Source organism: Bacillota bacterium (genome assembly GCA_013178125.1).
Taxonomy (GTDB): Bacteria; Bacillota; SHA-98; order Ch115; family JABLXJ01; genus JABLXL01.
The window spans coordinates 43,850-70,581 of sequence record JABLXJ010000012.1; the positions used below are offsets into that span (position 1 = coordinate 43,850).

The following is a 26,732-nucleotide window of genomic DNA, read 5'->3' on the forward strand; positions in this document are numbered from 1 at the left end:
GTATAAAAGCGTAAGTCAGTATATTAGTATATCAGTATAGTTAGTATAGTTAACATGATTAATGTAACTTAGCACGCCATTGGAGGGAAAATCGTGGAAAAAGGCTACCTGGCGCTTGTTCTCCATGCGCATCTTCCCTATATCCGGCACCCCGAGCATGATGAATTCCTCGAGGAAACCTGGCTTTATGAAGCTATCACGGAAAGCTATATCCCCCTCCTGAGGATATTAAACGGCCTTATGGATGATGGTGTTGACTTCCGGCTTACAGTATCATTTACACCAACCCTTGTCTCGATGCTCAATGACCCCCTGCTGCAGGAGCGATATGTCCGCCACATCGGGAAATTAATCGAACTGAGCGAAAAAGAGGTTGAAAGAACCAGGTGGCAGCCGGTATTCAACGAAAATGCCCGGATGTACAGGGACAGATTCTACGAGGCGAGACACCTATTCGAGGATGAGTATGGGCGCAATATCCTCGCGGGCTTTAAAAGGCTGCAGGATGCGGGACGCCTCGAGATCATCACGTCGGCCGCGACCCACGGCTACCTGCCGCTCATGGAGCTTTACAGGGATGCCGTGAGGGCACAGATCAAGGTGGCGCTCCAGCTCTATGAGAAGGTCTTCGGGAGAAGACCCGTTGGATTCTGGCTTCCAGAATGCGGCTACAACCCAGGTGACGATGCCGTCCTCCTAGAGGAAGGGATCCGTTACTTTTTTACGGATGCACACGGGGTTCTAAACGCCTCCCCGCGACCCCGGTACGGGGTCTTCGCCCCCATATATTGCCCCTCGGGTGTGGCTGCCTTCGGGCGTGACATGGAATCATCCAAACAGGTATGGAGCGCGAGGGAGGGCTACCCCGGGGATTACGACTACAGAGAATTCTATCGGGATATAGGCTATGACCTTGAATATGACTATATCCGCCCATACATACACAAGAGCGGGATACGGATAAATACAGGGATCAAGTATTACCGCGTCACGGGGAAAACCCCCGCTAAAGAACCCTACATCCGCCGCAATGCCATAGAAAAGGCAGCCATCCACGCAGGGAACTTCATGTTCAACCGCGAGCGGCAGATTGAATACCTGTATAGCGTGATGGATAGAAAACCCGTGGTAGTTGCCCCATATGATGCAGAGCTCTTCGGTCACTGGTGGTTCGAGGGGCCTGAATGGCTCAATTTCCTGATTCGAAAAATCGCCTATGACCAGAACATAATCAAGCTCATAACCCCGGGCGACTACCTCAATATCTATAAGCGAAACCAGGTATCAACGCCCTCGCTTTCGAGCTGGGGCTACAAAGGCTATAACGAGGTATGGCTCGAGGGGAGCAACGACTGGATATACCGGCACCTGCATAAAGCTGCTGAGAGGATGAGAGAGCTCGCAAGGGCATACCCCAGTGCGGGTGGAGTGCTGAGGCGCGCCCTGAACCAGGCCGCGCGGGAGCTGTTGCTGGCCCAGAGCAGCGACTGGGCGTTTATAATGAAAACGGGAACGATGACCCAGTATGCGATCAAGCGCACGAAAGACCACATCGGGAGGTTTACCAGGCTTTACGAGAATATCAGGCGCAACTCCATAGACGAGGCCTGGCTGGGTGATATAGAATACAAGGATAATATCTTCCCCGATATCGACTACCGCGTGTACTTCACTACGCCCGCACAGGCATGATCGGCGCAGGCACAAGGCATAACCAGCGAAGGCATAACGGAAGGATACTGGTATGAAATTGACACAGGCAGCCCAGGCATAGTTGATGTTGGATCAATACTCTGGATCAATACTACTGAAGCTAATGCTGCCGAAGCTCATTTATCTTGGCCGCATATATCTCCCGGAGGGCCTCTGCATCCCGCGGCGTTGAAGCCTCTGCGTAGATATGAAAGAGTGGTTCGTCAGAGTCCGGCAGGATCAAAGCCCAGCCCGTCTGGTGAAAAACCTTGACGCCGTCTATGAGCTCCACCTCTTGCTGCTGGGTCTCCTCGATCAGGGTTCGCATAACCCTCCCCTTAACCTCCCACGGGCAGTCGACCGAACACCTGCTCACGTAGAACTGGGGCACCCGGCGGAGGAGATCCGATAGCCTGAGCCCCTCGCGAGCCATGAACTCCAGGATCTTCCCCAGGGCAACAAGGGCATCCGATACCGGCTGGAGCTGCGGCAGGCTCTTCTCGCCGATGAAGATCTTCTCCTCGATCACCTTTTCCATGACCGACCGGGGATTGGCTTTCGTCCACACGACCGTGCCGTTATACTGCCTGGCTATATCGCTGATCACATGTGGCGCGGTGACAGGCACAGCGACCTTGGAGGCTGTGCCCGAGGCGAGGGTTATAAGAGACAGGAGCGCGAGAAATGCATCATCCGAAACGGCATTACCCTGGTCATCTATGAGCAACAGCTTCTCGGCATTGCTGTCGACAATTATCCCGAGATCAGCGCCCTGATCTATTACAAGCCTGGTTACAGCCGGGAGTATATCAAGGATGTTGAAGCGCAGGCCATCCCCTGAGCCCGAAGAGCCATACCCCGCCCGCCCAGTTTCAGCGCTCGCCGTGATCACATCACAACCAAACCTGTCGAAGAGGGAAGGCAGAACCAGCGCCAGGTTGCCGGGGTCATAGCTGGCCACTATCTTGAACCTCCTGGAGCTTATAGCCCCGGCGTCTATGGATTTCAAGAGCCCTTCGAGGTACTGGTCAGCCACGCGCGGGAGGAATGCAACTTCACCCACATCTTCCCCGCAGGCGCGTTTAAAATCCTCGCTGAAGAATGCGTTCTCGATCTTGCGCTCGAGCCCCTTATCTACATTGATCCCCCTCTCGTCGAGGAATTCAACCAGGACGATATTGGAATCGTACGAGGAGAGCCTCACGTGGATCCCACCCTTGACGCCCAGCGTAGCCACGGCATACCGGGTCACAGGCGTCGTCAATCTCCCGAGGTCGTAGACACTAACGCCTGATGAAAGGATGCCTGAGGTTATGGCCCGCTTGATCATGCGCGATGCACGGTGGATATCCGAGCTTATCACGATTGCGGCCGGCCGCGCGCCGCCGCTGACGCACGACCCGTATGCCGCGCCCAGCCTGGCCGCGAACTCGGGCGTCACCTCCACATTCACAAGGCCCGAAACGCCATAAGCGCCAAAGAGCCTCTTTGACCAGCGCGCCCCCCAGACCAGGCTCGCGGATATGATAGTCCCGGCATCAACGGTCTTGTCGGGCCAGATTTTTACATTCGGCTTGATTATCGATCGCTCGCCTATCGAGCAGTTGGCGCCGATGACCGCGCCCTCGAAGATGGCGCTTTTGGACTTGATGCTCGAGCGACTGCATATAATCGCGCCACGCAGCTCGGTCTGCTTGCCCAGATAGGTGTTGTCCCATATTATACTCTTCTTTATGGATGCCTCCTCATTGATGACGTTCTGGTTCCCGATCACGGTAAACCCTTCTATTAAGGCGTTCTTCTTGATCCGCGTGCCGTTCCCGATAACGATAGGGGGCACCAGATGGGCATTCGGGTGAATATCGACATCCTCCCCAACAAACACCCCCTCCCTCACCTCGGCTCCCGGCATATCCACCCGGGCCCTGCCAGCGAGAATATCATAATGAGTCTGCAGGTATTGATCCAGCGTCCCCACGTCGCACCAATAACCGCCGGCTACATAGCCAAAAAGCGGGTCACCCCTCTTGAGGAGCAGGGGGAAGAGGTTCTTGCTGAAGTCGAATTCCTGTCCTGCATCGAAGCGCTCCAGCACATCCGGCTCGAGGATGTAGATGCCCGTGTTGACTGTATCGCTAAAAACCTCGCTCCAGCTGGGCTTTTCGAGGAATCTGCGTATACGGCCATCGGGATCCGTAATAACCACCCCGTATTCCAGGGGCGTCAGGACACGGGTGAGGACGATAGTTGCGATCGCGCCTTTCTCCTTATGAAATTCTATAGCCTCGCGGATGTCTATATCAGTCATGGCATCGCCGCTCATGACGAGAAACGTCGCATCCAGGCGGCTCTGCCTTTCGACGTTCTTGACGCTTCCAGCGGTCCCAAGGGGGACATCCTCGATAACATAGGACATATTCGTGCCCCATGCGGCCCCGTCGCCGAAGTAATCCTGGATGATCTCGGGCAGGTAACACAGGGTTACGATGATGTCGGTGAAGCCGTTCCTCGCCAGAAGGCGGACGATATGCTCCATGATCGGGCGGTTTATGATCGGCACCATGGGTTTGGGCCTGTTACATGTTAAAGGGCGAAGGCGAGTCCCCTTGCCCCCGGCCATTATCACGACCTTCAAAGGCTGCTCACCAACCTTATGTCTTCATGATGTCTTCATATCTTCCATCTCTCCTTCCCCCGCCCTCCTTATCCTCCTTCCCCCGTCGCTACCGGGTCTACCGGGTCACTAGAGAGGAATCTCGTAGCGCCGTGGAGCTCCGGCCATCCGGTGGACGGGGTCATCACCGCGGTTATTGAATAGCCGCGGCGGCTCAGCATATACCTGGGGCCACGGCCTGGTCCTCCCCCAGGGGCTCTCCTGGTAGTTCCCGACAACTTCCTCATAGAGTTTAGCCGTATCGTTTGCGATCCTGGACCAATTATACCGTGTAGTCACTTCCCTATAGGCGTTCTCTTTCAGTTTGGATGCAAGGTCAGGCCTGTGAATGAGATGGAGAATCCCATCTGCAAGGGAATTGGGGTTCCCTGCATATGATTTCCACCCGGTTATCCCGTGCCTCACTACCTCGCCGAGCCCGCCAACATCAGATACGACTACAGGCGTGCCTGCAGCCATCGCCTCAAGCGCTGTTATGCCAAAAGGCTCGTAGAGGCTCGGCACGACCGCGACATCGGCGCATTTGTATAACCTGTTACGGGTGTCATCGTCGATGTAGCCGGTGAAATAGATGCGGTTGTAAACACCCAGGCTGTGTGCCCTATCCTTCAGGTAAGCATCAGCCGGGCCCTTGCCGGCAACGACGACCTTGCTCTTATCCCAATAATGAAGAATCTTAGGCACGGCCTCAATGAGGACGTGAGCCCCCTTTTCATGGACAAGGCGGCCGACGAAGAATATGAGCTTCTCGTCAGGGGCGGCGTAATTCCTCCTGAAGCTTGCTAGATCATCGCCGGCCTTGATCTGGAACTCCTCCGGGTCAACGCCATTAGGTAAAACTCGTATCTTGTCGCCCGGGAGCTGGAAGATAGTCTGCAACTCGCGGCGCATGTATTCACTGCAACAGATAACCCTCCACGCCTCGAAACAGAGCCACCATTCAATATTGCTTATATAGCGTTGAAGATCATTGTGCAACCCCCAGTTCCGGCCCCATTCGGTGGCGTGGATGGTTGCCACGAGCGGAGCTCTCTGGCTGTGTTTTAGGGCCTTGGCAGCATATGCGACCAGCCAGTCATGGGCATGCACTATATCATACGGCCCTCCGGCCACGATGTTTTCGTAGGCCTTCTCCAGCATGTTAAGGTTGAGTTGCATTACCCACGTTAAAAAATCAGGCGGTGCGGGGTTGTTCATGGCGATGCGGTGGATGCGAACACCCCTATCATCTTCCACGTCAGCCGCTCCGTGGGTCCCGCATGTCACGACCTCGACATCTATGCCCGCCACGACAAGGGCTCGCGAAAGCTGCTGCACGTGCCTGGCGAGCCCTCCCACGACGCGCGGCGGATATTCCCACGAAAGCATCAAAACCCTCATAAGATTGGACAACTCCCTCCAGCGCCGGGCCTGCCCGCCCCCTTGGAATTGCGCCCGAACTAGCGCTGCATCTGAATTGGAAGTGCGCATTGATAAAATTATGATCTGCAAAAGGAGGGCAAATTATGCTATCATAAAATTATGTCCAACCACGCTCGCATGGCATCCACCTGCATGGCCAGAATCCTATTCCTGCACGCTGACTCGGGATAGCGATGGCAGGGGAGCAATAGGAGGGGTATATCGTGGGAGATTTAGCATGCATAAGGAGTCTCGATCTTTTCAGCGATCTTACAGACTCGCAGTTTGCCCAGGTAACATCCTGTCTCGAAAACAGGTCTTACAGCAAGGACGAGTTCCTCTTTCACGAGGGAGACCGCGCGAGCCGCATCTTCGTGTTGAAATCCGGGAGGATAAAGCTGTTCAAGAACTCGTGGGATGGCAAGGAGCTAATCCTGGCGTTCCTGACGCCCGACAGCATCTTCGGGGAGGATGCCGTCTTCAGCGGCGAGACATATTCCGCGAGCGCCATGGCGGTGGAGGACTCCTGTGCGTTAGTCTTTACGCGTTCAAATATCGAACGCATCCTTCTAGAGAACCCCGGCATTGCGGTGAAGGTCATAGAGAACCTGAGCAGGCGGCTCTATAAGTCGACCAACCAGGTAAGCGATATAGCCTTTCGCGATGCGCGCGGCCGGCTCGCGAGCGCCCTGCTCAGGCTCTCCTCGGAATATGGGCGGCCCAGCCAGGGAGGGACGCTCATCGACCTGAATCTGACCCATCAGGATATCGCAAACATAGTGAGCCTGTCGCGGACCACCGTGACAAATCTCCTCCTGGATCTCAGGGATAATGAGCTCATCGCGATAAGAAATCACAGGATCATCCTGAAAGACCAGGCCCGCCTCGCCGACTGGGCGCGCTAATTTAACTATTCCACCTCAACCAGGTCGTAACTATCGTTCCCGAGCCCTTCGTCCTTTAAGAGCGCGATCTGGACGAAGGGATCCTTTGCGTGGATCTTTTCAAAGAGGTGCTTGCCTTCCCCGAGCGTGCGCCCGGCCGGGAGACTGCCTTCTATGAATTTTTCCGCCTTGATCCTACATTTCGCACCCTTACCCCTGATGTTTCTTGTTTTTCCCCGGAATCATTTTTTATCTCTTCACTCACGCTGGTACGGGCTCGGACGGACGACTACGTATATGTCCTGAGTAAAACCTGCAAGCCTTAGTATCCTTTCCAGCGGCTCTTCGTTCGGGATCTCTTGAATTACCCGGTACTCCCGATCTCCCTCCTTGGCACATAATACCTGATACGGAGCCAGGAGCTCCAGTATCCGGTTCCCGGTGGGTGCCGTAGTCTTCACTCCCCCAGCTACCACTATGTGACTACCCTCAGTTTCTAAGGCCTTCCGTACCCTTCGTTGCAATATCCGGTGTATCAAGAGCGCCATGAGTAGAACATATGCCAGCGCCTCTATCCTGCTCTCCTTCTTCAGATAAATCGCATCAAGATATGTCGGGTCCTTCAGGAACTTGAACGACGTCTCTACCCCTATCTGCTCCTTATACTCCCGTAACACATCGGGAGGCTCCATCAGCAAATCATTCGTTATCAGCACAAAGCAGTTATTGCGTTCCCTTGCCCGCTTTACCGCAGACTCGCTGAGTGCCCCGATGACTGGCCGAATCCTATAGACCGTTTCCAGTTCCACAACTTCGTCTTTCTTGGGCCGTCCCTTTTTGGCACGCTTCTTCGGCCGGGTTTCTTCGATAACTTCAGCTGACATTGGGTAGAAGTCATTAGCATGCTTGGCCAGAAACTCTTCTAAAGCCACACTGGCATCTGGTTTACACGCAAACTCCTTCGCCTGTATCTCTTTGGCTGCTGTGGTTAGATCCTTATGGAGCTCTTCAATGCGTCTATCCAGGGCTTTGACCTTTCTCTTGTCTAATGCTGTTGAATAGACTACTACAAAGTTGTAAAGGCGCCCATAGAGCTCCCTCGTGAATGCTTGAACCTTGTATGACGCCGCCTTTCTGTAAGCCGCTCCATCCCTTGCGCTACACAGCTTTCCAACCTCAATCCATTCGTTCTTCTCCCACGCCAGTTCCTTAAGCTCGCCTTCGAGGGTAAAGGTCGCAGGGAATCGCGATACCACAAGAAGCCTCTGCTTGGCGATCTCCTCCAGGTTATCTTTTGTCACCACACTTGAGTCAGCCACGTAAATTACCTTGGTAAGGTCAACCTTGTCCAAGTGGGCGGCCATCGTCTTGATGAAGTCGTTGTTCCATGTCTTGTCGTCCACATTCCCACTTAGAGGCTCGCCGATTACAGGGATACCATCCTGGGTTACTCCAAGCCCCACCTTGAGCTGGAGAAGGTCTGGACGGTGATCTTTGCTATGTCCCCTGAGAAGGCGGATAAAGGGGCTAGAGTCCTCTTCTTCCTCATCGTGCTGGTATTCGCCATAGACCGAGATGGAGGTTGTGTCGGCGTGAATCCGGTTCAGCACGATGTCCTCTATTGCAAGAGCGGTTAGCATGATTGTTGAGGTAACCTTCTTGGGGTTAGCTTCAACAAGCATATCCAAAGCCCTGGCAAGACAATCATCATTTAGGTCTTCACAAGTTACGCCCTGGCCCAGGAGGTTCTCCGTATCCTGGAACTTGAAGAACCGTTCAACGTTGTAGAGTGGCGTTTTGCCGGCAAGGATGTTTATCACAAGAGCCTTAATACGTATAGATGGAGGCAGCTTACACTGAGTCTCGTCCCAGGCAAGGACAGAATCCAGAGTCTTACTGATCCCAAGGGCATCGAACAATGCCGAGATAAGAGGAGCGGGCCCAGCGTGAAATATCTTCAAGGATGGGACCATAGGAAACACCCCCGCCTCCATTGTACATAAAAGCGGGGAAAGTACAAGTAAATATATACCAGATAACCCTATAAGTGTATAATTGTCACTAAAATGTTTCATCTTTACATGCGACCTCAAAAAATGTCACCGCGCGCCCATGAGGGGTGCGAAATGTACGCTTGATCGCGTCTAGGCTCGCCTTTTCTATGGCGACTATATCGGGCGACGCCATGATCCCCACGTCCGGGACGAGCGGCCTCGTCGAGAAGCCCCAGCAGTCGCACAGGAGCGTTATGTTGGTAAGCATGTTAATAAAGAATATCCTGCCCGGCTCAAACGTATCGAGCACCTCTCTTGTGCAGATCGCCATGCCCCTCTGGAAATCCTTGAATTTAGTCTTGTCTATGGTTATAGCTCCAGTTGGGCATGAATTCGCACAGTGCTGGCAGTAGGTGCAGTGGTGGAAGAAAATCTCATATTCCCCTTTTTCGTTGAATTTATTGGCACCATAGCGGCACGAACGTATACAGATCTCGCAATGCTCGCACTTTTCGGCATCCCATGTAAGGCCTCCCTCAAGGCTGTGGATATCCGACCTCGTCTTAGATGTAACACAGCCCATCGCGATATTCTTGCAGGCCCCGCCGTAAGCGCACGCCCCGTGGCCCTTCACGTGAGAAAAGCAGATAAAGGCGTCGGCATCGTGAATATGCCCCGCCACCTGTATCTCCTTCAAGCTCTGGAAATCCACGGGCCTGGTATAGTAATACTTGTCAAAGATACCCGTGGCCGCAACTATGGGGGCACCTATGACCTCTTCGGTGTAGCCCCGGTCCTTGGCGCCGGCGATGGCGAAGAAGCTATCGGTGACAAAAACGTTACCCCCGGCATCCTTCAGGGCCTTTACCAGGATGCGGACAAACAGGGGGTGGATCGTGGTGTACCCCAGCTTGTTCCCGAGGTGCATCTTCAGCGCGACGTTCTTGTCCTTCACGATATCTTCGAGGGACAGCCGCGCAAGGAGTCGTTCGAATTTGGCTGGCAGGGATGATGTAACCTCAAGCCGATCGACATCGGCAGAAGCGAAATAGACAGTGGAATTCGCTGGACCCATTGATATATCCGGCCTCCTTATCCTTGGCTCCCGGCCTGGAAGCCTGGGTGAGTATACAAAAAAATCATAACACGCGTGGGAGGCTAGCACTGTTAACTGGATAACATTTTGGGGGTGGGAAACTCATGCGGGCGAGCTCTCTGCCGTGCCAGTATGAAAGAGGCTATTAGAGACGCGAGGGTCTGCTGCAGCAAGATGCTTACCGCTGAGGGGAAGGCTACGAGCGGGGGGAAATACGCCAGCGCCACGGCTATCCCGGCCCCATCGTTCCTCATCCCGTTCACGAAAAGCCCGGCGACTACCTGTCCATCCCTGGCCTTGAGGCCGATCTTGAAGACAATGTAGGCAAGGGCGTAAGCAATCAGCGCCTGCACCAGGACGGCGACGATAATGGAAACCGCGGTCGATTTCAGATTGCGTAGATAGGGAACGTTAGCCGCGGCATTGACGGCCATGACCGTAAAGATGCTGATCTTTACGGCTATCCCCAGGTGCGGACGGGCTGGATCGAGGCGCGGCCCATAGCGTTCGTTTAGGAATATCCCAAGCGCCGCCGGGATGGCAACCGCCTTCACGAGGGTGAGGATCAGGCCTGTAGCATCAAAAGAGCCCATTCTACCGGTAAAGAGGCTCAATATAACCGGAAGCGCTCCAACACTCAGGAATGTCGTCATGGTCATCAGCGCTACGCCCAGCGCAAGCTCACCAGCACACAGGCTGATCCACACCCCTGAGGTTATAGCGCTCGGCAGGATGGCCAGGAGTATGTGCCCAATCCCGAGAAGTGGCTCGCCCGGATAGAATAACCGCCCCACGGCATAACCGACTCCAGGCATCACCAGGTAAAATATGAGGGCGGTTGCCACGAAGTATACAGGCTTCCGCAGGGTCTCCTTGAAGCTTGACAGGGTGCAATTCACGGCGCTCCCGAGCATCATCGTGGCAAGGAAGAACGGCACAAGCCCTACAATCTTCGCCGCCCGCTCCCTGAAAACGATGCCGATGATACCGCACACGATCATAAGCCAGAAGATATTTGAAGATAACCAGTCATTCAACTTCCTGGCGACCTGGCCGCGCTGCAGGATCCGGTCGCGGCCTCCTGGACCGGGCCACGGTTTGCACGCCGGGCCCGGTTTCATCTCCGGCTTCATTTCCGGTTTCATTTCTGTAGATATCAGCTCCGGCGAGGTGAATTCGATGGATTTATGGATTCATTTATAAATTCACGGATTTATGGTTATCATATGTCATCCGGCCGCTGGAAGTCAAGCCTTTCACCCCATCGCCCTCAGAGAATGACCGAACGATAGAAATACTCTGAATCCACCTGGCTCCCGTCCTTGATCCTGATGGAGAAGTCATATCTTCCGGGCATTACGGGGCGCCTGAAGCGGCATGAGATGAGGAGCGGCCCCCACTCATCCCCATCCTCAAATTCCCACGTCATGAGGCAGAAGCCCGGATCCAGCGAAGGCGGGTAGCCATTTATATTCATCACAAGCGTCGCGGGGTCAAGATACTTCGGCAGGCCCTTGGAAGCGCGGTCGCTCTCTGAAATACCGGGGAACACGCGGAAATTGAGCTCACGCGCCCTCATGATCAAATCGCGCAATATTTCCATCTCTGTCTTCATCTCCATCTCTACCCCTATCTCCCCTCCATCCTCACCATCTTCATCTTCGCTTCCCGCGTCTCCCGCGGCCCACCTGTGCCCGGCCCATGCCGCCCCCGGTTCAAGGAGTATAACCGGTCTCAGGTTCTTCTTAAAATCCAGCCTGGCCTCTTGAATGCTGCCACCGGCCAGGAGCAGGGTGGAGAGGAACCCCATCAGGGCGTTATATGCGCTTCGCGAAGAAGCCCCGACTGTTACGCGGCCCAGCTGCCTCAGGGTTGATGAGATAAATTTATCGATTCTTGGCTTTACCCAGTGCATCCATATAAAGCGACGCAGCCACCTCACGCTCATAAGCCAGCCGGCCGGGCCAACACCCCTCAAGAGCAGGAGGGGATCTCGTATTATCTCAAGGACCCGCCTCAGGGCCTCATCCCGGTCGATCCCATAGCCCTCCAGACCCCCGTACCCGGGGATGACAAGGGAGCTCGCAAGGTTATAAGCCACCTCAAAGATCGGCGTACCGGGCTGCGAAACTAGGGCGCCGCCGATCGGCCCGATTGGGCTCCGGGGGTTGCGGAATACCCTGTTCCGGCGGGCGAGCTCGCTGATCTCATCGAAGCTCCTCCTGAAGAGGTGCTCGACGACTCTATCAGCGGCCAGTTCAATGTACTCCCGGTCCACAATGGACGAGATATCGCGGCACAGCGACGGGCACCTCACCCGGGCAAGCTCAATCAGAATTCGCAAGCCCGCAATGACGAGATTCATATCCCGCTCGAGGGGCTCTACATCCTCGGGCGGGATTCTGGCCTGGCGGCCGAACTTCTCGGAGGCCGCGGTCAGGAGGTTTGGGTGCGGCGGTCGCCTCGATCCAAACAGCTCAACTCGGGGATTCTCCAGCATGCCTGTGGAATCCCCGTCGAGCATCAATATATCAATGAAGAATTCAAGCAGGCCGTGATCTACAACACGATACCTCTGCAAAAACGGGACCGGGTAATCGGCGCCAAAGATCCTGTGGGAATTCGAGTATCCCGGGAAGGTGGTGACTCCGTCCGCCCCCTCATCCTCATCATCATACCGCCCGCAGCGCCTGCCATCGCGATTCACGCATACATAATGCGAGTACCAGTCCGCTATCTGGTGCGAAACCCAGCCACACGCAATGGCGAAATCCCTGATGTAATCCTCCCTGGAGAGCCACCTCCCCTCATTCCCGGCGCCAGGCCGGCACTCATCAACCAGGCTATAGCCGAAGTTTGGGATGCCCGTTACATCATCGGGGTTGTTGTTATGCGCATAGTCATACGCGAAGAACTGGCGATTGATGATGTGATACGTGGATATCACGTCGGCGCTGTTGCCGGCATAGATGAAAAGCCTCTCAATATCCCTGCCGGAGGTCAGCATCTCGAGGAGCGCCCTGTTGAGCCCCGGGTCGCCACCCCGGGCGAGTCTCTTTGCGCGATCGAGCGCCCGCATGTTTATATAGGGATGTGTAAATGGTCCCATGAATCCCTCCACCTCCAAGGCGCAGCATGCCACATAGTAAATTATATGCGGCTAATTATATGCGGCGCCCGGATGGGGCTGGACCATCCTCATACTCGCACTCGCCGGGACCCCTTGAGGCGATGATAGAGCACCCCGAAGCAACCAGCATGCCGGCCACGCCAAGGAGCACACCGCTCCCGTAGAATGAGCTTGCAAGGCCGAACCTCTCCCCGAGGAATCCCCCCATGAGCGGGCCCACTACAGCGCCCACCGCGGTGACGCTGTTCAAAACGCCATAAGCCCTGCCACGCGCCTCCTTGGGGCTCGCGTAGGCGATAAGCACGTTGGCCGTCACAGAGATGGCCGCGTTAACGAAACCGAAGAGGAACCTGAGGAGGCCCAGGGTAAGAGCCGACCTAGTGAAAGCCTGGAGAGCAGTGAGGACCCCGCCTGCTATGAGGGCTCCTTCGAGAGCCGCGGGGTACCTCGCGTGGGGCATGCGCGAAGCCAGCGGAGCGCCTATGGCTGTCGATATGCCCACCAGGGAAAAGATAACCCCAGTTATCATCTCCACATTGTTTGTTACCATCTGGTCAATGAAGAGCGGGAGCGTGGGCTGTATCGCAAGGATTCCCGCCTGCACAAGGAAGAGAACCGCGTAAAGAAGCCTCAGCGCCGGGTTTTCCAGCGTTGACTTGATATCAGTCATCACGGTAGAACGCACCGTGGATCGCGTCACATTCTCCGAGGCCATAAAAAAGCCAAGGAACGACGCGATCGCCAGCAGGGCCGCGGCAAAGAAAAAGGTCCCCCTTATGCCTATGAGCTGGGCGATAGCCCCGCCGACTACAGGGCCGCAGATTAGCCCCACGGCATTCGCCGTCTGCACCATCCCCAGAGCAAACCCGAGGTCGTCCTCGGGCGTGGTGGTCGCAACGAGGGCTATGGCGGCCGGGATGTAGCCGGATACCAGGCCGTTCACGCCACGAAGCACAAATAGCTGGATATGGTCACGGGCGATGCCCATCAGGATATAGGTGGCCGCTATCCCCAGGCCCGAGCGCATGAGCATGATCCGCTTGCCATACCGGTCCGAGAGCGAGCCCCAGATCGGAGCCATCACACCGAAAGTCAGAAAATTTATAGAAAACATGAGCCCCGACCATATCGATATATTCCGGGCCAGGCCGAGCTCGGAAAGGTACATGGGGAGAAATGGCATCGTGAGAGAGAAAGCTATCTGGGCGATCAGGGTCCCGGCAGAGAGCACCCAGACGTTGCGCCGCCATTGCATCCATTGCATTATTCTAACTACACCTCGTATGCTGCCGCGACTAAAGGGATCTCCTGCAATACCCGATAATACCCTGGTAATACACTGATCTTCCCGCGCCGGCCCCGCGACCGGGGCGGGTCCAGTCTATCCGGACTATGCTATCCGGACTATAAAGTTATTATACAACCAGAAGGTGGCAAATACAAGCTAACGGCTGAGCCATGCCACAACATGCCGCGTTATGCTGCACGGCGATGCCGCCACCACCACATGAATGCCGCGAGCGCTACCGCTGCGACCAGGGCGACCACGGCGCCGACGGTCTCCATACCCCCGCCGATCCCAGATTCCGATACAGGGTGGATCGTGGCCAGGGTCCCGCGAGCGAGGTTATACGAGCTGAGCATCGCCTCTTGGGAATACCTCCCCCGGGCCAGCGCCAGCATGTCTATAACATTCGGGTCGAAGTCGAGATCGCTCCCGCCCCCGAAGACCCAGCTCCCGGGCTTCTCCATGACCGGGCGGTAATCGTCGATCCCAAAGGCGTCCTGGGAACCTATGAGTACATAGTAACGCCAGCGTGACGTCGGCTCGCCCAGAATGGCTCTTGGGACCGCCACCCTTATAGTCTTGCTCTGCGGGAGGACCTCCGCCCTGACTCCTTCAGAGACCCCTTTGCTTTCGGCCGTATCCCGCGCAGTAAATACCCTGCTGCCGCCCCATCCCAGCACTTTGACCTGAAAATCCCACGCATATCTCTTGTCAAAGGCCACCTGGGCGCCGGGCTTTAAGGTCTGGGTCCTACCCTCCCCGCTTACGCTATCAATGTAGATGTTGATCAGCTGGTGGCTGAAGCCCTCGGGCGCATTCCAGGGGTTGGTTATCTCCTTGAAGGTCGAGTCGAAGTACACATACTCTGAATTATAGCTGACAGAGAAATGGATGAGGTCAAACAGGCCATCGTGCTGAAATACCTTGTGCAGCGGGTAGACGTATGAACCTGGACCGTGATCATCGCCCTCGGGGTCGTCCATGTCGAAAACGACTCTCGCCTGGCCCTGTGCCTGCAGCTGCCCCTCGAGGTAGGTCCCAAAGAGGATAAATAAAAAAAGTGCTAGTGCCAGCGTCAGGAGAACAATGATAAGCGACCGTGCAATATTAAGCTGTTGCCGGCCCCTCGACATCAGAAACCCCTCCCCGGTCTCCGGTCTTCTTTATATTTTATATGCCTCCATTTCCTCCTCACCATACGGTGATAACGCTAACACTAGATTATTCGCCAGCCCTCAAAGTATTCCTGGGGCATGGGGCCACGGGGGTGGCGAGCCCTCCACCCCCGTCAATGTCCCTGTCAATCACGCCGGCGCAAGCTTGAGGGCCAGCGTCGCCGCTCCCACGATCCCGGCGTCCGACCCCAGCTGGGCTGGCACTATCCTCACAGCCTCCCGGGCCCCCTCAACGGCCCGCTCCCTCACAGTTGTACGCACGGTATCAAACAACATATCCCCTATCCTCGAAACCCCGCCGCCTATGACCACAACCTCGGGGTTCAGTATGTTTACCAGGTTGGTAACCCCGAGGCCCAGATAGGTGGCTGCCTCGCGGATGATGGCCAGCGCCACGCCATCGCCGGCCAAAGTAGCCCTGGCCACGACCTCTGCGTTGACGCCTGCATCCCCCCCGGCGATCTCCCGGATCATCGTCTTCTCGCCCGCGGCTATGGCTTCACGAGCCATGCGCGCTATCGCCGTCCCAGAGGCCATGGCCTCGAGGCAGCCATACTGCCCACACCCGCATTGCGGGCCATCAGGCTTTATTATCGTATGGCCAACCTCTCCGGCCACGAATGTAGATCCGCTGTAGACATCACCATTGATTATAATCCCACCGCCAATGCCGGTGCTCACGGTTATGTAGATCATGTTCTTCGCGCCCTGCCCCGCGCCGAACCTCAGCTCACCTAGGGCTGCGAGATTCGCGTCGTTTTCGAGGTAGACCGGGATGCCAAGCTCAGCTTCGACCATGTCCTTAACAGGGACATTATGCCACTTGAGGTTGGGAGCGAAAATCACCACTCCGCTTACCGGATTCAACGGGCCTGGGCTCCCGATACCGATCCCTCTAACGTCGCCCGCAGCTATGCCGAGCGTCGCCATAACCTCCGTGATCCCGCCAGAAATCCGGGATATGACGGGGCCCACCCCCTCGCCTGGCAGGGTCGGCCTGGTGAGCCGCGCCGCTATGTTTCCCTCGGCATCCATGACGCCAAAGGCGATCTTCGTGCCCCCCAGGTCAACCCCGATAACCCATCTCTTCATTGCTGACCCCCATCTCCATCTCCATCTCAACTTCTCCGTCTCTATCCCCGTCTCCGTCTCTATCTCCTTTTTTAGCTCTATTCCCATCCCGAATACCGAATATTCATGCTCGAGGGGCTTGCGACCCGCCGCCTACTTGACCTTCGCGAGCTCGCCCTTGAGATAGTCGATGGCAGCTACCGGCGTGGGATCCACGCCATAAAGGAATGCCAGATATGCGCTGGCGAAATCTCCCACATAGATGAGGGACAAGAGCCGTGCCAGCTCTGACCCGCCCGTGCTCCACACCTCATCGATGCCTGAAGCATTGGCCATCAAGGACTTTGTTATCTCCATCCGCTTCTGGACCCTCGGATGATCTCCCTTATCGCGAAGGAGGACGACATAGAGCTGACCTGCTATGCCCCTGGGCGCGCCCCAGCCCACCGTCTCATTATGGTTCATTTCGGGGAAAATATTAGAGACGGCATAGGTCTTGCTATTTTCGTTGATCTGGCACTTCCAGCGGAGGGCCGCCGTGCCCGGCCACCCGGACGATCCATAGATAACTGGAATCTTATCCAACATCCTCGCGGCAAGCCTCTTGCTCTGATTGACAGACCCCGGAGATTCGGGTCCGAGAACCTTTCGAAGCTCAATGAGGACATCGACTGCTTCCGCGAGATCCCCTGACTTGTCCGCAATGAGGCCAAGTTTTCCCAGGACGGCCAGCGTCGGAATGAAGAGGTAACCCAGAGCGGCCCTGGGAACAAGCGTTCCCGGTATCCTTATCACCGGCACCCCGTCACCTGCAGCCAGCTCCGCGAGCTTCCCTCCCGATGTGATACAGAGAATCTTCGCGTTCCTCGCTCTAGCCGCCTGATATGAGCTTATGGTCTCTTCCGTGTTCCCTGAATAGCTCGAGGCAATAACCAGCGAATCCCTATCAACAAACCCCGGCAGGTCGTAATCCCGGCTCACGACAACAGGAATGTTGAGTTCAGGTCCGGCCAGGGTCCTCAGGAGATCCCCGCCGATGGCCGAGCCGCCGAGCCCCGCCACAACGATATTGCGAGCCGCTGCAAAATCGCCGGGGATGTCCACCCTGGATGCCATCTCCCACGCCTCCCGGCACTGCTCGGGCAGGCCCTGTATGAATCCCATCATCCCGCGCGGATCAGCCTTCTTCATAGTCTCGACATCGTCCAGATTTATATTTGCCTGTGTCATCTCGTCGGATAAACCCCCTTATCTCATCCTTATCTCACGGTCTCATGGTCCTATGCCGTAATCTAACGCCTAATGCCGCAATCTAACGCGGAGAAAACACCGCAATGCGCTATAAAGGGATAGTCAGGAATATAATTCCCAACTATCCCTTGCCCAAACGCGTCAAGCCGGTTTTCTAGGTTGCAAGATTACACCTCGTCACCGGATTACGCCTCTGCGCGGCCTTCCGGCCTTCCGCTACCTACCTGATAGCCCTCTCGGTCTTCTTATCGAACAAGTGGGCCTGATCGGTGTTGAAGACAACCTGGATATCAGCACCGTCAGTGGCGCGCGTCTTTGCATCGACCCTCGCGACAAAGGACTGCGGGCCATTCGACAGATACAGGTAAGCCTCCGAACCCATCGGCTCCATGACATCCACCGTGGCCTTGACGATCCTGTCAGCCACAGGATTGGGGACAAGATCCTTATCGTCGATATGCTCAGGCCGGATCCCGAAGATCACTTCCTTGCCCACATACTCCCCGATCCGCTCGAACCTGTTTGCGGGGAGCTTCACCTTGAAGCTCTCGCAGTCGGCGTAATAATCGTCACCCTCCTTGGTAATCCTGGCATCCAAGAAGTTCATTGCGGGACTGCCGATGAACCCGGCGACGAAAACGTTATCCGGGTGGGAGTATATCTGAAGCGGCGCGCCAACCTGCTGTATGAAACCATCCTTCATGACCACGATCCGGTCGCCCATCGTCATGGCCTCGGTCTGGTCGTGGGTTACATAGATGATGGTCGTCTGCAGCCTGTTGTGCAGCTTGCTGAGCTCAGATCTCATCTGCACCCTGAGCTTTGCATCAAGGTTTGAAAGCGGCTCATCCATCAAGAATACCTTTGGCTCGCGGACTATAGCGCGTCCTAGGGCAACCCTCTGTCGCTGGCCGCCAGACAGCTCCTTGGGCTTCCGGTTGAGAAGGTTCTCGATGCCCAGGATCCGGGCCGCCTCCTTCACCCGCTTGTCGATCTCGGCTTTGGGGAACCTGCGCAGTTTGAGACCAAACGCCATGTTATTATATACATCCATGTGGGGATATAGCGCGTAGTTCTGGAAGACCATTGCGATATCCCGGTCCTTGGGGGGCACATCATTTACCACGTTATCCCCGATATAGATGCTTCCGCTCGTGATTTCCTCGAGGCCGGCAACCATCCTCAAGGTTGTGGACTTGCCGCACCCGGAGGGACCTACCAGCACAAGAAATTCCTTGTCCTTTATTTCCAAAGTAGCGTCATTAACCGCAATGACGTTACCGAATGCTTTAGTAACATGGTCGAGAAATACTCTCGCCATCCTCATGCCTCCTTAAATCGACGTTAAAATAAGCGTAACGTCTACGCGTGATTTGAATCATCCAGTTGAGAATTGACTAAGAAATCACGTGATTCAATTTCGACCTGATCCCCGGCGACACACCGCCGCCCGGGTTCCCCGCCACCTCTGGCGAGAGCTCCTGTAAAAAGCCCCAGCTCCAGGGAGCATGCTACGCCTGGCTTCTCACTCGCGACGAAAGGCTATAGTAGACCAAGCTTCAGTCAAGCTCTTTACGCCGGGTCATTATTCGGATATATTGTCATTAATACATTTTTGAATGATCTATTTAAATTCAGGAATGAGATCTCCCCCCTCCAATCCCCCTTTCATAACGCATATCCCACGCAATTCATGTCAAACCGAGATATCTTCAGGTGTTTCTGCGGTTTCAGGAGCCGGACTGTATAACACACCTGAGAACCCCTGGTAACGGCCCTGTCCCCCATTAAGGCCATTTCTGATATTACTTATTCAACAAAAGTTTCACATATCCTCCTTAGATTTGAGGATTTTTTGTGTTTTAAGGGCTAATCCAGGTCAAATCAACACCACAATAATTATATCATATTTGAAAGTCCCCGGGGCATCAACCCCGGGGACTCGTGTGCAAGGAGGGTATCCTCCTGCAAGAAGGGAGGAGGTTTTAGTATTATGTTGTATGCTGTATTATGTGCTGCGTTACATGCTACGTATGTTTCGGTGACTAGAACTCGATCTTGAGGCCTGCAGTGGCCGAGAGGCCGTCAACTATGTCGTCATCGTAGCCCTTGTCGTAATTCACCGCGAATTTGATCCCGTTGGGCGCGGTGTAAGCCACGCTGCCGAGGTAGCTGCGGTCGTCGCCCTGCACCTTCGCCTTGCCCGTCAGCTCAACGGCGTTGAGTATGGGCACGGGCACCGTCGTGCTGGCCTCGACCTTGTGCTCAGCCGGGGCGTTGCTCTTCATGGTCAGGTCGTATTTAGCGTCTACACTAAGTGGCCCGACTGGGAGAGCCCGCTCCGCCCCGAACGTGATGGTTGTGAGCTCGTCAGGATCGCCCTGGTGTATCGCGCCCTGGGCCAGCTCATAGCCACCCTTGAGTTTGAAGCCCTCGAACATGGTCTCAGCCTTCACGCCGTAGACCGTCTTGTCGCCCTCGGGCCGCTCGTATACCACATCAACCGGGGCCTGCTCGTACTTGTCGACGCTCCCGGTGAGGGTCACGCCCTGGATATCCATAGTGGCCTCGGCCTTGACGCCCTTCTGCCCGACATTTGCGCCGACCACGTTGGTGGCCACGCCATCGTCATCAACGGACCTGTCGCGATAGATGGGGTTGAATGCCGCGTCGAAGTTCCTGTACCCGACCTTGACTCCCAGACCGGGGATCATGGAGTTGGCATCGAGTGCAGCCTCAACCTTCGTCGCGGATGCGTTTGATGCCTCATCGTGAGCATATACCCCGCTGAGGCTGATGGCCTGGATCGGCGAGAACGCCAGGCTGCCGACATATGCGAGCTTGTCATTGGCGTTCACCATGGCGCCCTTGACATCGAAGCCCTCGACATTGGCGGCAAACGACGCGCCGCTTGCGACGAACCTTGTTCCATTCGTCTCAGGTAGCCCGGAACCGACCTCGTGCTTGAAGTCCTCATCATCCTGGGCCATGCCCGAAGGATTGATCGGTTCACGCGTGCCGGGGTCCCAGCCGTAAAACACGTTCACGGTCGCGGGCCCGAGCTTGATCCCGTCAACTGAGGCGCCCTCTATCACGGCATCGGTCTCGCTCGCCGCGAGGATGTAAGGCGAGTAGTCGAGGGTGAGGTCGCCCAACCTGGTGGTGACCTCTTGGCCACCCGGTAGGTAGGGGCCTACCGCCTGGACGTATGCCTTCTCGATCGTGAGGCCGTTGGGCCCTAGGACTGTTACGGGGGTCAGGCTCCCGAGGGTGCCCGCTGCTGGCTTATCACCAGACTGAAGCGGAGCACCCTGCTGTCCGCTTTCGGGCTTCCAAAACGGCGCCCACTCGACCGGCTTGAAGCCGATGAACGCCTTGATGCGGTCGCCCTCATCAAATGAGATCCCCAGGTTCAGCCTGAGATCCCCGGTCCCCTTGAAGCTCTCCTGGTCGCTCAGGGTGAGCTTGCTCTCAAGGGACCCGTTAACCTGCACCTTGGGCGCTGCCATAACTGGTAATGCCATTGCTACGACCAAGGCTGCAACCAGTGCTATAGTCAGTTTTCTCATGTTTCGAATCCCCCTTGGTTAGTTGCTGCGATTTAGTGCTATGACTGTGTTCGATTGTATCTGTGCTGCGTCTTGTGCTGCGACGGGGGAACATCAGATAGAGTATCCTTGTTTCCTCTTCATCCGTTCCCGTGAGCGCTTAGTGTGCTGCGTCTCTATCAACCCCCCGGTCTCCGCGCAAACCTCGGGGTTCACCTCCTTTCATGCTGCGTTTCCGGAGGGATGATATTCGTTAAATTTGACCATTGCTGGTTTCTAAACAAAATATTCTCCGCCTTTCTTTTGATTCCTTCTTTTTAATCGCTATTGCTGCTATGTAAGTAATGGAATGTGCGCCGTAATATCCCTGGTCTTCCACCATGAATGAAAATGAGGAAGGTATTTCTACCTTCCTCCTCATTATATCAGCCCGGCGTAAGCCATGCGCGCACTGGGAGGTGAGTAAGTAGGTCCGCGAGCTCAGGGGTCAATTCGCTCGCAGACCTACTTACTTACCTCATCATGACAGGCCGAACTCAGCGAAAAGCGCCCGCACCGCCAGCGGAGCATCCTCCTCCTTGATCAAGCACGAAATCGTGATCTCCGAATCCACCGTCTGCATTATAGAGATCCCCTCGCGGTAAAGCGCCTCCACGACACGGGCGACTATGCCGGGTACCTCCTGCATCCCGGCTCCCACCACCGACACCTTGGCGCAGCCTCGCAGGCACTCACACTGGAAATCCTCGCGCGCCAGGGCCTCGATGGCCTGATCCGCAAGCTGGTCTTTAACTGTAAAGATGATGCTGCCGGGGCTCATGTTGACGAAGTCGATGCTGATCCTCGCCTCGCTCATAGCCTTGAAGACGCGAACCTTTGCCGCCGCCTCATCATCGCTCCGCGGGACGCATACGGTGATCCTGGCCAACCCCCCGCTGTGGGTAACCCCCGTAATCACACGTGTGGGCTTCCCGCCCGTGATCAAGGTCCCTTTCGCATCCGAGAACGTATTTCTCACGCGGACGGGAATGCCTGCATCCCTTGCTATCTCAACCGCCCGCGGATGGACGACCTTTGCCCCATTGTGCGCGAGCTCGCATATCTCGTCATACGTCATGGTCTCGAGGACCCGGGCCCCGCCCGTGACCCTCGGATCCACGCTCATAACCCCATCCACATCTGTATAGATCTCAACCAGCTCGGCCTTTAGCGCTGCCCCCAGCGCAGTGGCGGTCGTATCGCTGCCACCCCTGCCCAGGGTGGTCACGTCGCCCGCGAGCGTCATCCCCTGGAAGCCCGCGATTATGGGTATCCGCCCGTCTTTCACATGGGTAAGTATCCGGTCCGGCCCGATGCCCAGTATGCGAGCCTCCTGGAAGTTATCATCCGTCACGATGCCCGCCTGGCCGCCGGTCATGGCAACCGCATCAAGCCCCGCCTTTCGCAGGGTTTGAACCATCACCACCGTGGAGATGATCTCACCGCAGGAAACCAGGAGGTCGAATTCGCGCGGCCTGATCTCATGATGGACATTCTTCGCAAGGTCGATCAGGGTATCGGTTGCGTAGGGATCCCCCCTCCTCCCCATAGCCGATACCACGACCACCGGCGCATAGCCCCCAGCCTTTGCCTGCATGATTTTTGCCACAGCCTGTTCACGGGCGTGCGCCGTAGCCACCGATGTGCCCCCAAATTTCTGGACAACTATCCTCAGGTTTGCCGCCATATCGCATCTCTCTCCCACTTTATGCCGTTCTTCCTCCGATCAGCTCTTATCCTGTATCCTGGAAAGGGCCTGCCTCGCCCGGGCTATGGCCTCCTCCACCCTCTCGCGGGCCGTCCCGCCCGGCACTGCCCTGGCGGCCACCGACGCCTCGGCGGAGACCGCACCCTTTATGTCTTCATCAAACAACCCAGAGAATGACCTCCACTCTTCCAGGGACAGCTCCTCCAGGTTCTTCCCTTCTCTTGTGCAATAAAGTACTATCCTGCCCACGATCTCGTGGGCGCTCCTAAACGGGATGCCCTTTCGGGCGAGGTAGTCGGCGACGTCGGTGGCTGTCATAAAGCCCGCCCCGGTCGCCGCCATAAGCCTCTCCTTATTGATCTTCATCGAGCGGAGCATGGGCCGGATGACCGACAGGCACGCCTTGAGCGTATCAACCCCATCGAAGAGCGCCTCCTTGTCCTCCTGCATATCCTTATTGTAGGCGAGGGGCAGCCCCTTCATAACGACGAGGATGGATACCAGGCCGCCGTAAACCCTCCCCGTCTTGCCTCTGATCAACTCCGCGATATCGGGATTCTTCTTCTGCGGCATTATGCTGCTCCCTGTGGCGTAAGCGTCGTCGAGCTCGATATACGCAAATTCCGAGCTCGACCAGAGCACTATCTCCTCGGAGAGCCGGCTCAGGTGCATCATGGTGATAGCGCAGGCCGAGAGGGTTTCGATCACGAAATCCCTATCGGATACCGCATCGAGGCTGTTTCTGGTAATTCCATCAAAACCGAGCAGGGACGCGAGGCGTTCCCTGTCCACCGGGAAGGTCGTGCCGGCCAGGGCGCCCGAGCCCAGCGGCAGGATATTTGCGCGCCTTGCGCAGTCCCGGAACCTCTCCGCGTCCCTCTCGAGCATCTCGAAATACGCCATGAGATGATGAGATAGCAGCACGGGCTGGGCCCGTTGGAGGTGCGTATAGCCGGGCATGATGCAATCCAGGTTCTCGCTGGCGATCTCCACAAGCGCCCGCTGGAGGGACCTGATCAGGCCTGTAATCGAGGCGATCTCCCTGCGCACATAGAGCCGGGTGTCGGTCGCCACCTGGTCATTCCGGCTGCGGCCCGTGTGAAGCTTCCTGGCAACCTCGCCGACCTTCGCCTCCAGGAGGCGCTCGATATTAGTATGGATATCCTCGGACTCCAGCGAGAACTCCACGGAGCCGGCTTCTATATCCTCAAGGATCGCCTTCAGGCCCTCGACAAGCGCGCCAGCCTCATCTTGATCTATGATCCCGCACTCCCCCAGCATCCTGGCATAGGCGATGCTTCCTTCGATATCCTCACGATAGAGGCGCTTGTCAAAGGAGATCGAGGCGGCGAATTTATCGACGATACCCTCGGTTGGCTTTGTAAAGCGCCCGGACCACAGTTTCAAAAAACATCTCTCCCTGTGACTCAGACTCTATAGCTCAGACTCTATGACTCAGACCTTGGAGCCCCTCCTGACCCTGGCTGCTACCCTTGTGGGGAGGCCCCAGATATCAATGAAGCCCTTCGATGCCCTGTGATCAAACATATCGCCCTTATCGTAGGTGGCAAGGGAGTGGCTGTAGAGGGAGTAAGGCGACTTCCTGCCGACGACAGTTGCGCTGCCCTTGAAGAGCTTGACCCTCACCGTGCCGGTGACATTCTCCTGTGTCTTGTCGATAAACGCATCGAGGGCCTCACGCAACGGCGAGAACCAGAGGCCGAAATAGATCATCTCAGCGTATTTCTGGTCTATGATGGGCTTGAAGTGATACGTCTCGCGCGGCAGCGTCAGGCTCTCGAGGTCCTTGTGGGCCTGGATCAGCACAACGGCGGCCGGAGCTTCGTAGATCTCGCGCGACTTTATGCCGACAAGGCGGTTCTCGACCTGGTCGATCCTGCCCACCCCGTTCGCGCCGGCGATCTCATGCAACCTCGAGACAAGGTCCACGGGGTTGAGCCCCTTGCCATCCAGCGCCACGGGGATGCCCTTTTCAAAGGATATCTCGATATGGGTCGGAGAATCAGGCGCCGAAGCTGGGGATTTCGTCCAGCCGAATGCATCCTCCGGCGGCTCGACCCATGGATCCTCGAGAACGCCGCACTCTATGCTCCGGCCCCAGAGATTATCATCGAGGCTATAAGGGCTATCCACTGTTATGGGAACGGGTATGCCGTTGGCCTTAGCATACTCTATCTCCTCTTCGCGGGACATGGGCCATTCGCGGACCGGCGCGATCACCTCGAGGTCCGGGTTCAATGCGGCAATCGACACGTCGAATCGCACCTGGTCGTTCCCCTTGCCCGTGCACCCGTGAGCCACGGCGTCGGCCCCCTCCTTCTCGGCTATATCAACCAAAATCTTACATATCAAGGGCCTGGAAAGGGCGGCGCTGAGCGGGTACCTCCCCTCATAAAGGGCGTTTGCCCGCAGGCTGGCAAAGGCGTATCCCCTCAGGAATTCATCGCGCGCATCTACGACATAGCTCTTGGAGGCCCCGATCTTGAGGGCCTTTTCTTTGATGAAATCCAGGTCCTTGTTGGCTCCGACGTCTACGGCGACGGCGATAACCTCGGCCCCATATTTCTCCTGGAGCCACTTGATTGCGACCGAGGTATCGAGACCGCCGGAATAGGCGAGGACTATCTTCTTTATCCCTTCCATCGGTTGATTCTCCCCTCTCGATATTTGTCAACTCCATAACTTATCAGGCGGAACACTTGTTAGGCAGCGATTCACCAATCATCGATCACTGATCAAGCACCGATCATCGATCAAGCATCGGTCACCGGTCATCAATCACCCGCTGGTACTGGACATCAGCAAGGCCATTATAGCCTTCTGCACATGCAGCCTGTTCTCCGCCTGGTCGAATACTATCGAATGGGCCCCCTCGATAACCCCATCAGTGATCTCCTCGCCGCGGTGGGCCGGCAGGCAATGCATGACGAGCACATCCTCCCTCGCCGCGCCCACCAGGCGCTCATTCACCTGGTAAGCCTGAAACGCCCTCACGCGGGCGTCGTGCTCAGCCTCCTGCCCCATGCTGGCCCAGACGTCCGTGTAGATTACATCCGCATCCTTGACGGCTGCAAACGGGTCATGGGTGATCTCGATCTCACACCCCCACCCCACCGCAGCAGCGTCTGACCTGGCCAGCTTCACCACATCCTCCGCTGGCTCATAGCCCTTGGGCGTTGCGACCGAGATATTCACCCCAACCTTGGCCGCTCCAAAGAGAAGAGAGTGGGCCATGTTATTACCATCCCCCACATAGGCCAGCTTCAGCCCGCGCAGCCTGCCCCTCCTCTCGAGGATCGTATAGTAGTCCGCCAGCGCCTGGCAGGGGTGCAGGAGATCCGTAAGGCCGTTTATCACGGGCACGGTGGCGCACCTGGCGAGCTCGAGGACGTCGTCGTGGGCATAGGTGCGGATCATGATCCCGTCCACATATCGCGAGAGCACCCGCGCCGTGTCCGCGATGGTCTCCCCGCGCCTCAATTGCAGGTCCTGCGCGCTGAGGTAGAGCGCATGCCCGCCCAGCTGACACATGCCAACCTCGAATGAAACGCGAGTCCGCGTCGAGGCCTTGGTAAAGATCATTGCGAGCGTCTTCCCTTCGAGTATCCTGCGAGCCTCCCCCGCGGGCACCTGGGTCTTTAGAAGGCGCGCGACATCAAAGATCTTCCCCACCTGGCTGGCCTCGAGGTCGTGAATTGAAATGAGGTCCTTACCCCGCAGGCTGCGGGCTGCGTGATCATCCAGGAAACTCAGCATCTCA

The 26,732-nt window shown here is 56.4% G+C and carries 19 protein-coding genes; 2 read left to right on the plus strand and 17 right to left on the minus strand.

Features of this window, described 5'->3' with window-relative positions:
- Positions 1 to 93 precede the first annotated feature (93 nt).
- Positions 94 to 1,692, plus strand: a complete 1,599-nt coding sequence (locus HPY71_10810) for a DUF1957 domain-containing protein (GenBank protein ID NPV54000.1) — start codon at positions 94 to 96, stop codon at positions 1,690 to 1,692.
- 121 nt (positions 1,693 to 1,813) lie between these two features.
- Here HPY71_10810 and HPY71_10815 read toward each other — a convergent pair whose 3' ends face one another.
- Together HPY71_10815 and HPY71_10820 are read right to left on the minus strand one after the other, a co-directional pair.
- Positions 1,814 to 4,327: an NTP transferase domain-containing protein gene (locus HPY71_10815; GenBank protein ID NPV54001.1), complete on the minus strand. Its 2,514-nt coding sequence runs from the start codon at positions 4,325 to 4,327 to the stop codon at positions 1,814 to 1,816.
- A gap of 108 nt (positions 4,328 to 4,435) precedes the next feature.
- Positions 4,436 to 5,746 (minus strand): glycosyltransferase family 4 protein, encoded by a 1,311-nt coding sequence (locus HPY71_10820; GenBank protein NPV54002.1) that lies wholly within the window; start codon positions 5,744 to 5,746, stop codon positions 4,436 to 4,438.
- Positions 5,747 to 5,991: 245 nt separating this feature from the next.
- Here HPY71_10820 and HPY71_10825 point away from each other — a divergent pair, with 245 nt between their 5' ends.
- The gene (locus HPY71_10825; protein ID NPV54003.1) at positions 5,992 to 6,672 is read left to right on the plus strand and encodes a Crp/Fnr family transcriptional regulator; all 681 of its coding nucleotides are present in this window, start codon (positions 5,992 to 5,994) and stop codon (positions 6,670 to 6,672) included.
- A gap of 236 nt (positions 6,673 to 6,908) precedes the next feature.
- Here the strand turns inward: HPY71_10825 and HPY71_10830 are convergent, their stop codons facing one another.
- The 15 genes from HPY71_10830 to argF form a co-directional block, all read right to left on the minus strand.
- Entirely contained in the window at positions 6,909 to 8,624 is a 1,716-nt protein-coding gene (locus HPY71_10830; protein ID NPV54004.1) for an IS1634 family transposase, read from the minus strand.
- Between the two features lie 88 nt (positions 8,625 to 8,712).
- Positions 8,713 to 9,720, minus strand: a complete 1,008-nt coding sequence (locus HPY71_10835) for a DUF362 domain-containing protein (GenBank protein ID NPV54005.1) — start codon at positions 9,718 to 9,720, stop codon at positions 8,713 to 8,715.
- A 92-nt stretch (positions 9,721 to 9,812) separates the two neighbouring features.
- Positions 9,813 to 10,874: a bile acid:sodium symporter family protein gene (locus HPY71_10840; protein ID NPV54006.1), complete on the minus strand. Its 1,062-nt coding sequence runs from the start codon at positions 10,872 to 10,874 to the stop codon at positions 9,813 to 9,815.
- 137 nt (positions 10,875 to 11,011) lie between these two features.
- Positions 11,012 to 12,850: a hypothetical protein gene (locus HPY71_10845; GenBank protein ID NPV54007.1), complete on the minus strand. Its 1,839-nt coding sequence runs from the start codon at positions 12,848 to 12,850 to the stop codon at positions 11,012 to 11,014.
- 55 nt (positions 12,851 to 12,905) lie between these two features.
- Positions 12,906 to 14,135, minus strand: a complete 1,230-nt coding sequence (locus tag HPY71_10850) for an MFS transporter (GenBank protein NPV54008.1) — start codon at positions 14,133 to 14,135, stop codon at positions 12,906 to 12,908.
- Between the two features lie 212 nt (positions 14,136 to 14,347).
- Positions 14,348 to 15,292: a hypothetical protein gene (locus HPY71_10855; GenBank protein NPV54009.1), complete on the minus strand. Its 945-nt coding sequence runs from the start codon at positions 15,290 to 15,292 to the stop codon at positions 14,348 to 14,350.
- A 171-nt stretch (positions 15,293 to 15,463) separates the two neighbouring features.
- Positions 15,464 to 16,426, minus strand: a complete 963-nt coding sequence (locus tag HPY71_10860; GenBank protein ID NPV54010.1) for an ROK family glucokinase — start codon at positions 16,424 to 16,426, stop codon at positions 15,464 to 15,466.
- Positions 16,427 to 16,558: 132 nt separating this feature from the next.
- Entirely contained in the window at positions 16,559 to 17,635 is a 1,077-nt protein-coding gene (locus HPY71_10865) for a bifunctional phosphoglucose/phosphomannose isomerase (protein NPV54011.1), read from the minus strand.
- A 241-nt stretch (positions 17,636 to 17,876) separates the two neighbouring features.
- Positions 17,877 to 18,977, minus strand: a complete 1,101-nt coding sequence (ugpC, locus tag HPY71_10870) for a sn-glycerol-3-phosphate ABC transporter ATP-binding protein UgpC (GenBank protein NPV54012.1) — start codon at positions 18,975 to 18,977, stop codon at positions 17,877 to 17,879.
- A gap of 724 nt (positions 18,978 to 19,701) precedes the next feature.
- A complete protein-coding gene (locus HPY71_10875) occupies positions 19,702 to 21,225 on the minus strand; it encodes a hypothetical protein (protein NPV54013.1) in 1,524 nt (507 codons plus the stop codon).
- A 232-nt stretch (positions 21,226 to 21,457) separates the two neighbouring features.
- On the minus strand, positions 21,458 to 21,625 hold the full coding sequence (locus HPY71_10880; protein NPV54014.1) for a hypothetical protein: 168 nt from the start codon (positions 21,623 to 21,625) through the stop codon (positions 21,458 to 21,460).
- A 99-nt stretch (positions 21,626 to 21,724) separates the two neighbouring features.
- A complete protein-coding gene (gene dapG, locus HPY71_10885) occupies positions 21,725 to 22,918 on the minus strand; it encodes an aspartate kinase (protein NPV54015.1) in 1,194 nt (397 codons plus the stop codon).
- Between the two features lie 51 nt (positions 22,919 to 22,969).
- Positions 22,970 to 24,358: an argininosuccinate lyase gene (gene argH / locus HPY71_10890; protein NPV54016.1), complete on the minus strand. Its 1,389-nt coding sequence runs from the start codon at positions 24,356 to 24,358 to the stop codon at positions 22,970 to 22,972.
- Positions 24,359 to 24,406: 48 nt separating this feature from the next.
- A complete protein-coding gene (locus HPY71_10895; GenBank protein ID NPV54017.1) occupies positions 24,407 to 25,615 on the minus strand; it encodes an argininosuccinate synthase in 1,209 nt (402 codons plus the stop codon).
- Positions 25,616 to 25,750: 135 nt separating this feature from the next.
- Complete coding sequence (gene argF, locus HPY71_10900; protein NPV54018.1) at positions 25,751 to 26,728, minus strand: ornithine carbamoyltransferase; 978 nt, start codon at positions 26,726 to 26,728, stop codon at positions 25,751 to 25,753.
- Positions 26,729 to 26,732: the final 4 nt, after the last annotated feature.

What these genes read in the sequence shown, in the direction of transcription:
- HPY71_10820 (NPV54002.1), bottom strand. Translation starts at nt 5,746, where the DNA reads ATGAGGGTTTTGATGCTTTCGTGGGAATATCCGCCGCGCGTCGTGGGA.
- ugpC (NPV54012.1), bottom strand. Translation starts at nt 18,977, where the DNA reads ATGGCGAGAGTATTTCTCGACCATGTTACTAAAGCATTCGGTAACGTC.
- HPY71_10845 (NPV54007.1), bottom strand. Translation starts at nt 12,850, where the DNA reads ATGGGACCATTTACACATCCCTATATAAACATGCGGGCGCTCGATCGC.
- HPY71_10875 (NPV54013.1), bottom strand. Translation starts at nt 21,225, where the DNA reads ATGAGAAAACTGACTATAGCACTGGTTGCAGCCTTGGTCGTAGCAATG.
- HPY71_10855 (NPV54009.1), bottom strand. Translation starts at nt 15,292, where the DNA reads ATGTCGAGGGGCCGGCAACAGCTTAATATTGCACGGTCGCTTATCATT.
- HPY71_10835 (NPV54005.1), bottom strand. Translation starts at nt 9,720, where the DNA reads ATGGGTCCAGCGAATTCCACTGTCTATTTCGCTTCTGCCGATGTCGAT.
- argF (NPV54018.1), bottom strand. Translation starts at nt 26,728, where the DNA reads ATGCTGAGTTTCCTGGATGATCACGCAGCCCGCAGCCTGCGGGGTAAG.
- HPY71_10830 (NPV54004.1), bottom strand. Translation starts at nt 8,624, where the DNA reads ATGGTCCCATCCTTGAAGATATTTCACGCTGGGCCCGCTCCTCTTATC.
- HPY71_10865 (NPV54011.1), bottom strand. Translation starts at nt 17,635, where the DNA reads ATGACACAGGCAAATATAAATCTGGACGATGTCGAGACTATGAAGAAG.
- HPY71_10880 (NPV54014.1), bottom strand. Translation starts at nt 21,625, where the DNA reads ATGAGGAGGAAGGTAGAAATACCTTCCTCATTTTCATTCATGGTGGAA.
- HPY71_10840 (NPV54006.1), bottom strand. Translation starts at nt 10,874, where the DNA reads ATGAAGCCGGAGATGAAACCGGGCCCGGCGTGCAAACCGTGGCCCGGT.
- HPY71_10860 (NPV54010.1), bottom strand. Translation starts at nt 16,426, where the DNA reads ATGAAGAGATGGGTTATCGGGGTTGACCTGGGGGGCACGAAGATCGCC.
- HPY71_10895 (NPV54017.1), bottom strand. Translation starts at nt 25,615, where the DNA reads ATGGAAGGGATAAAGAAGATAGTCCTCGCCTATTCCGGCGGTCTCGAT.
- HPY71_10850 (NPV54008.1), bottom strand. Translation starts at nt 14,135, where the DNA reads ATGCAATGGATGCAATGGCGGCGCAACGTCTGGGTGCTCTCTGCCGGG.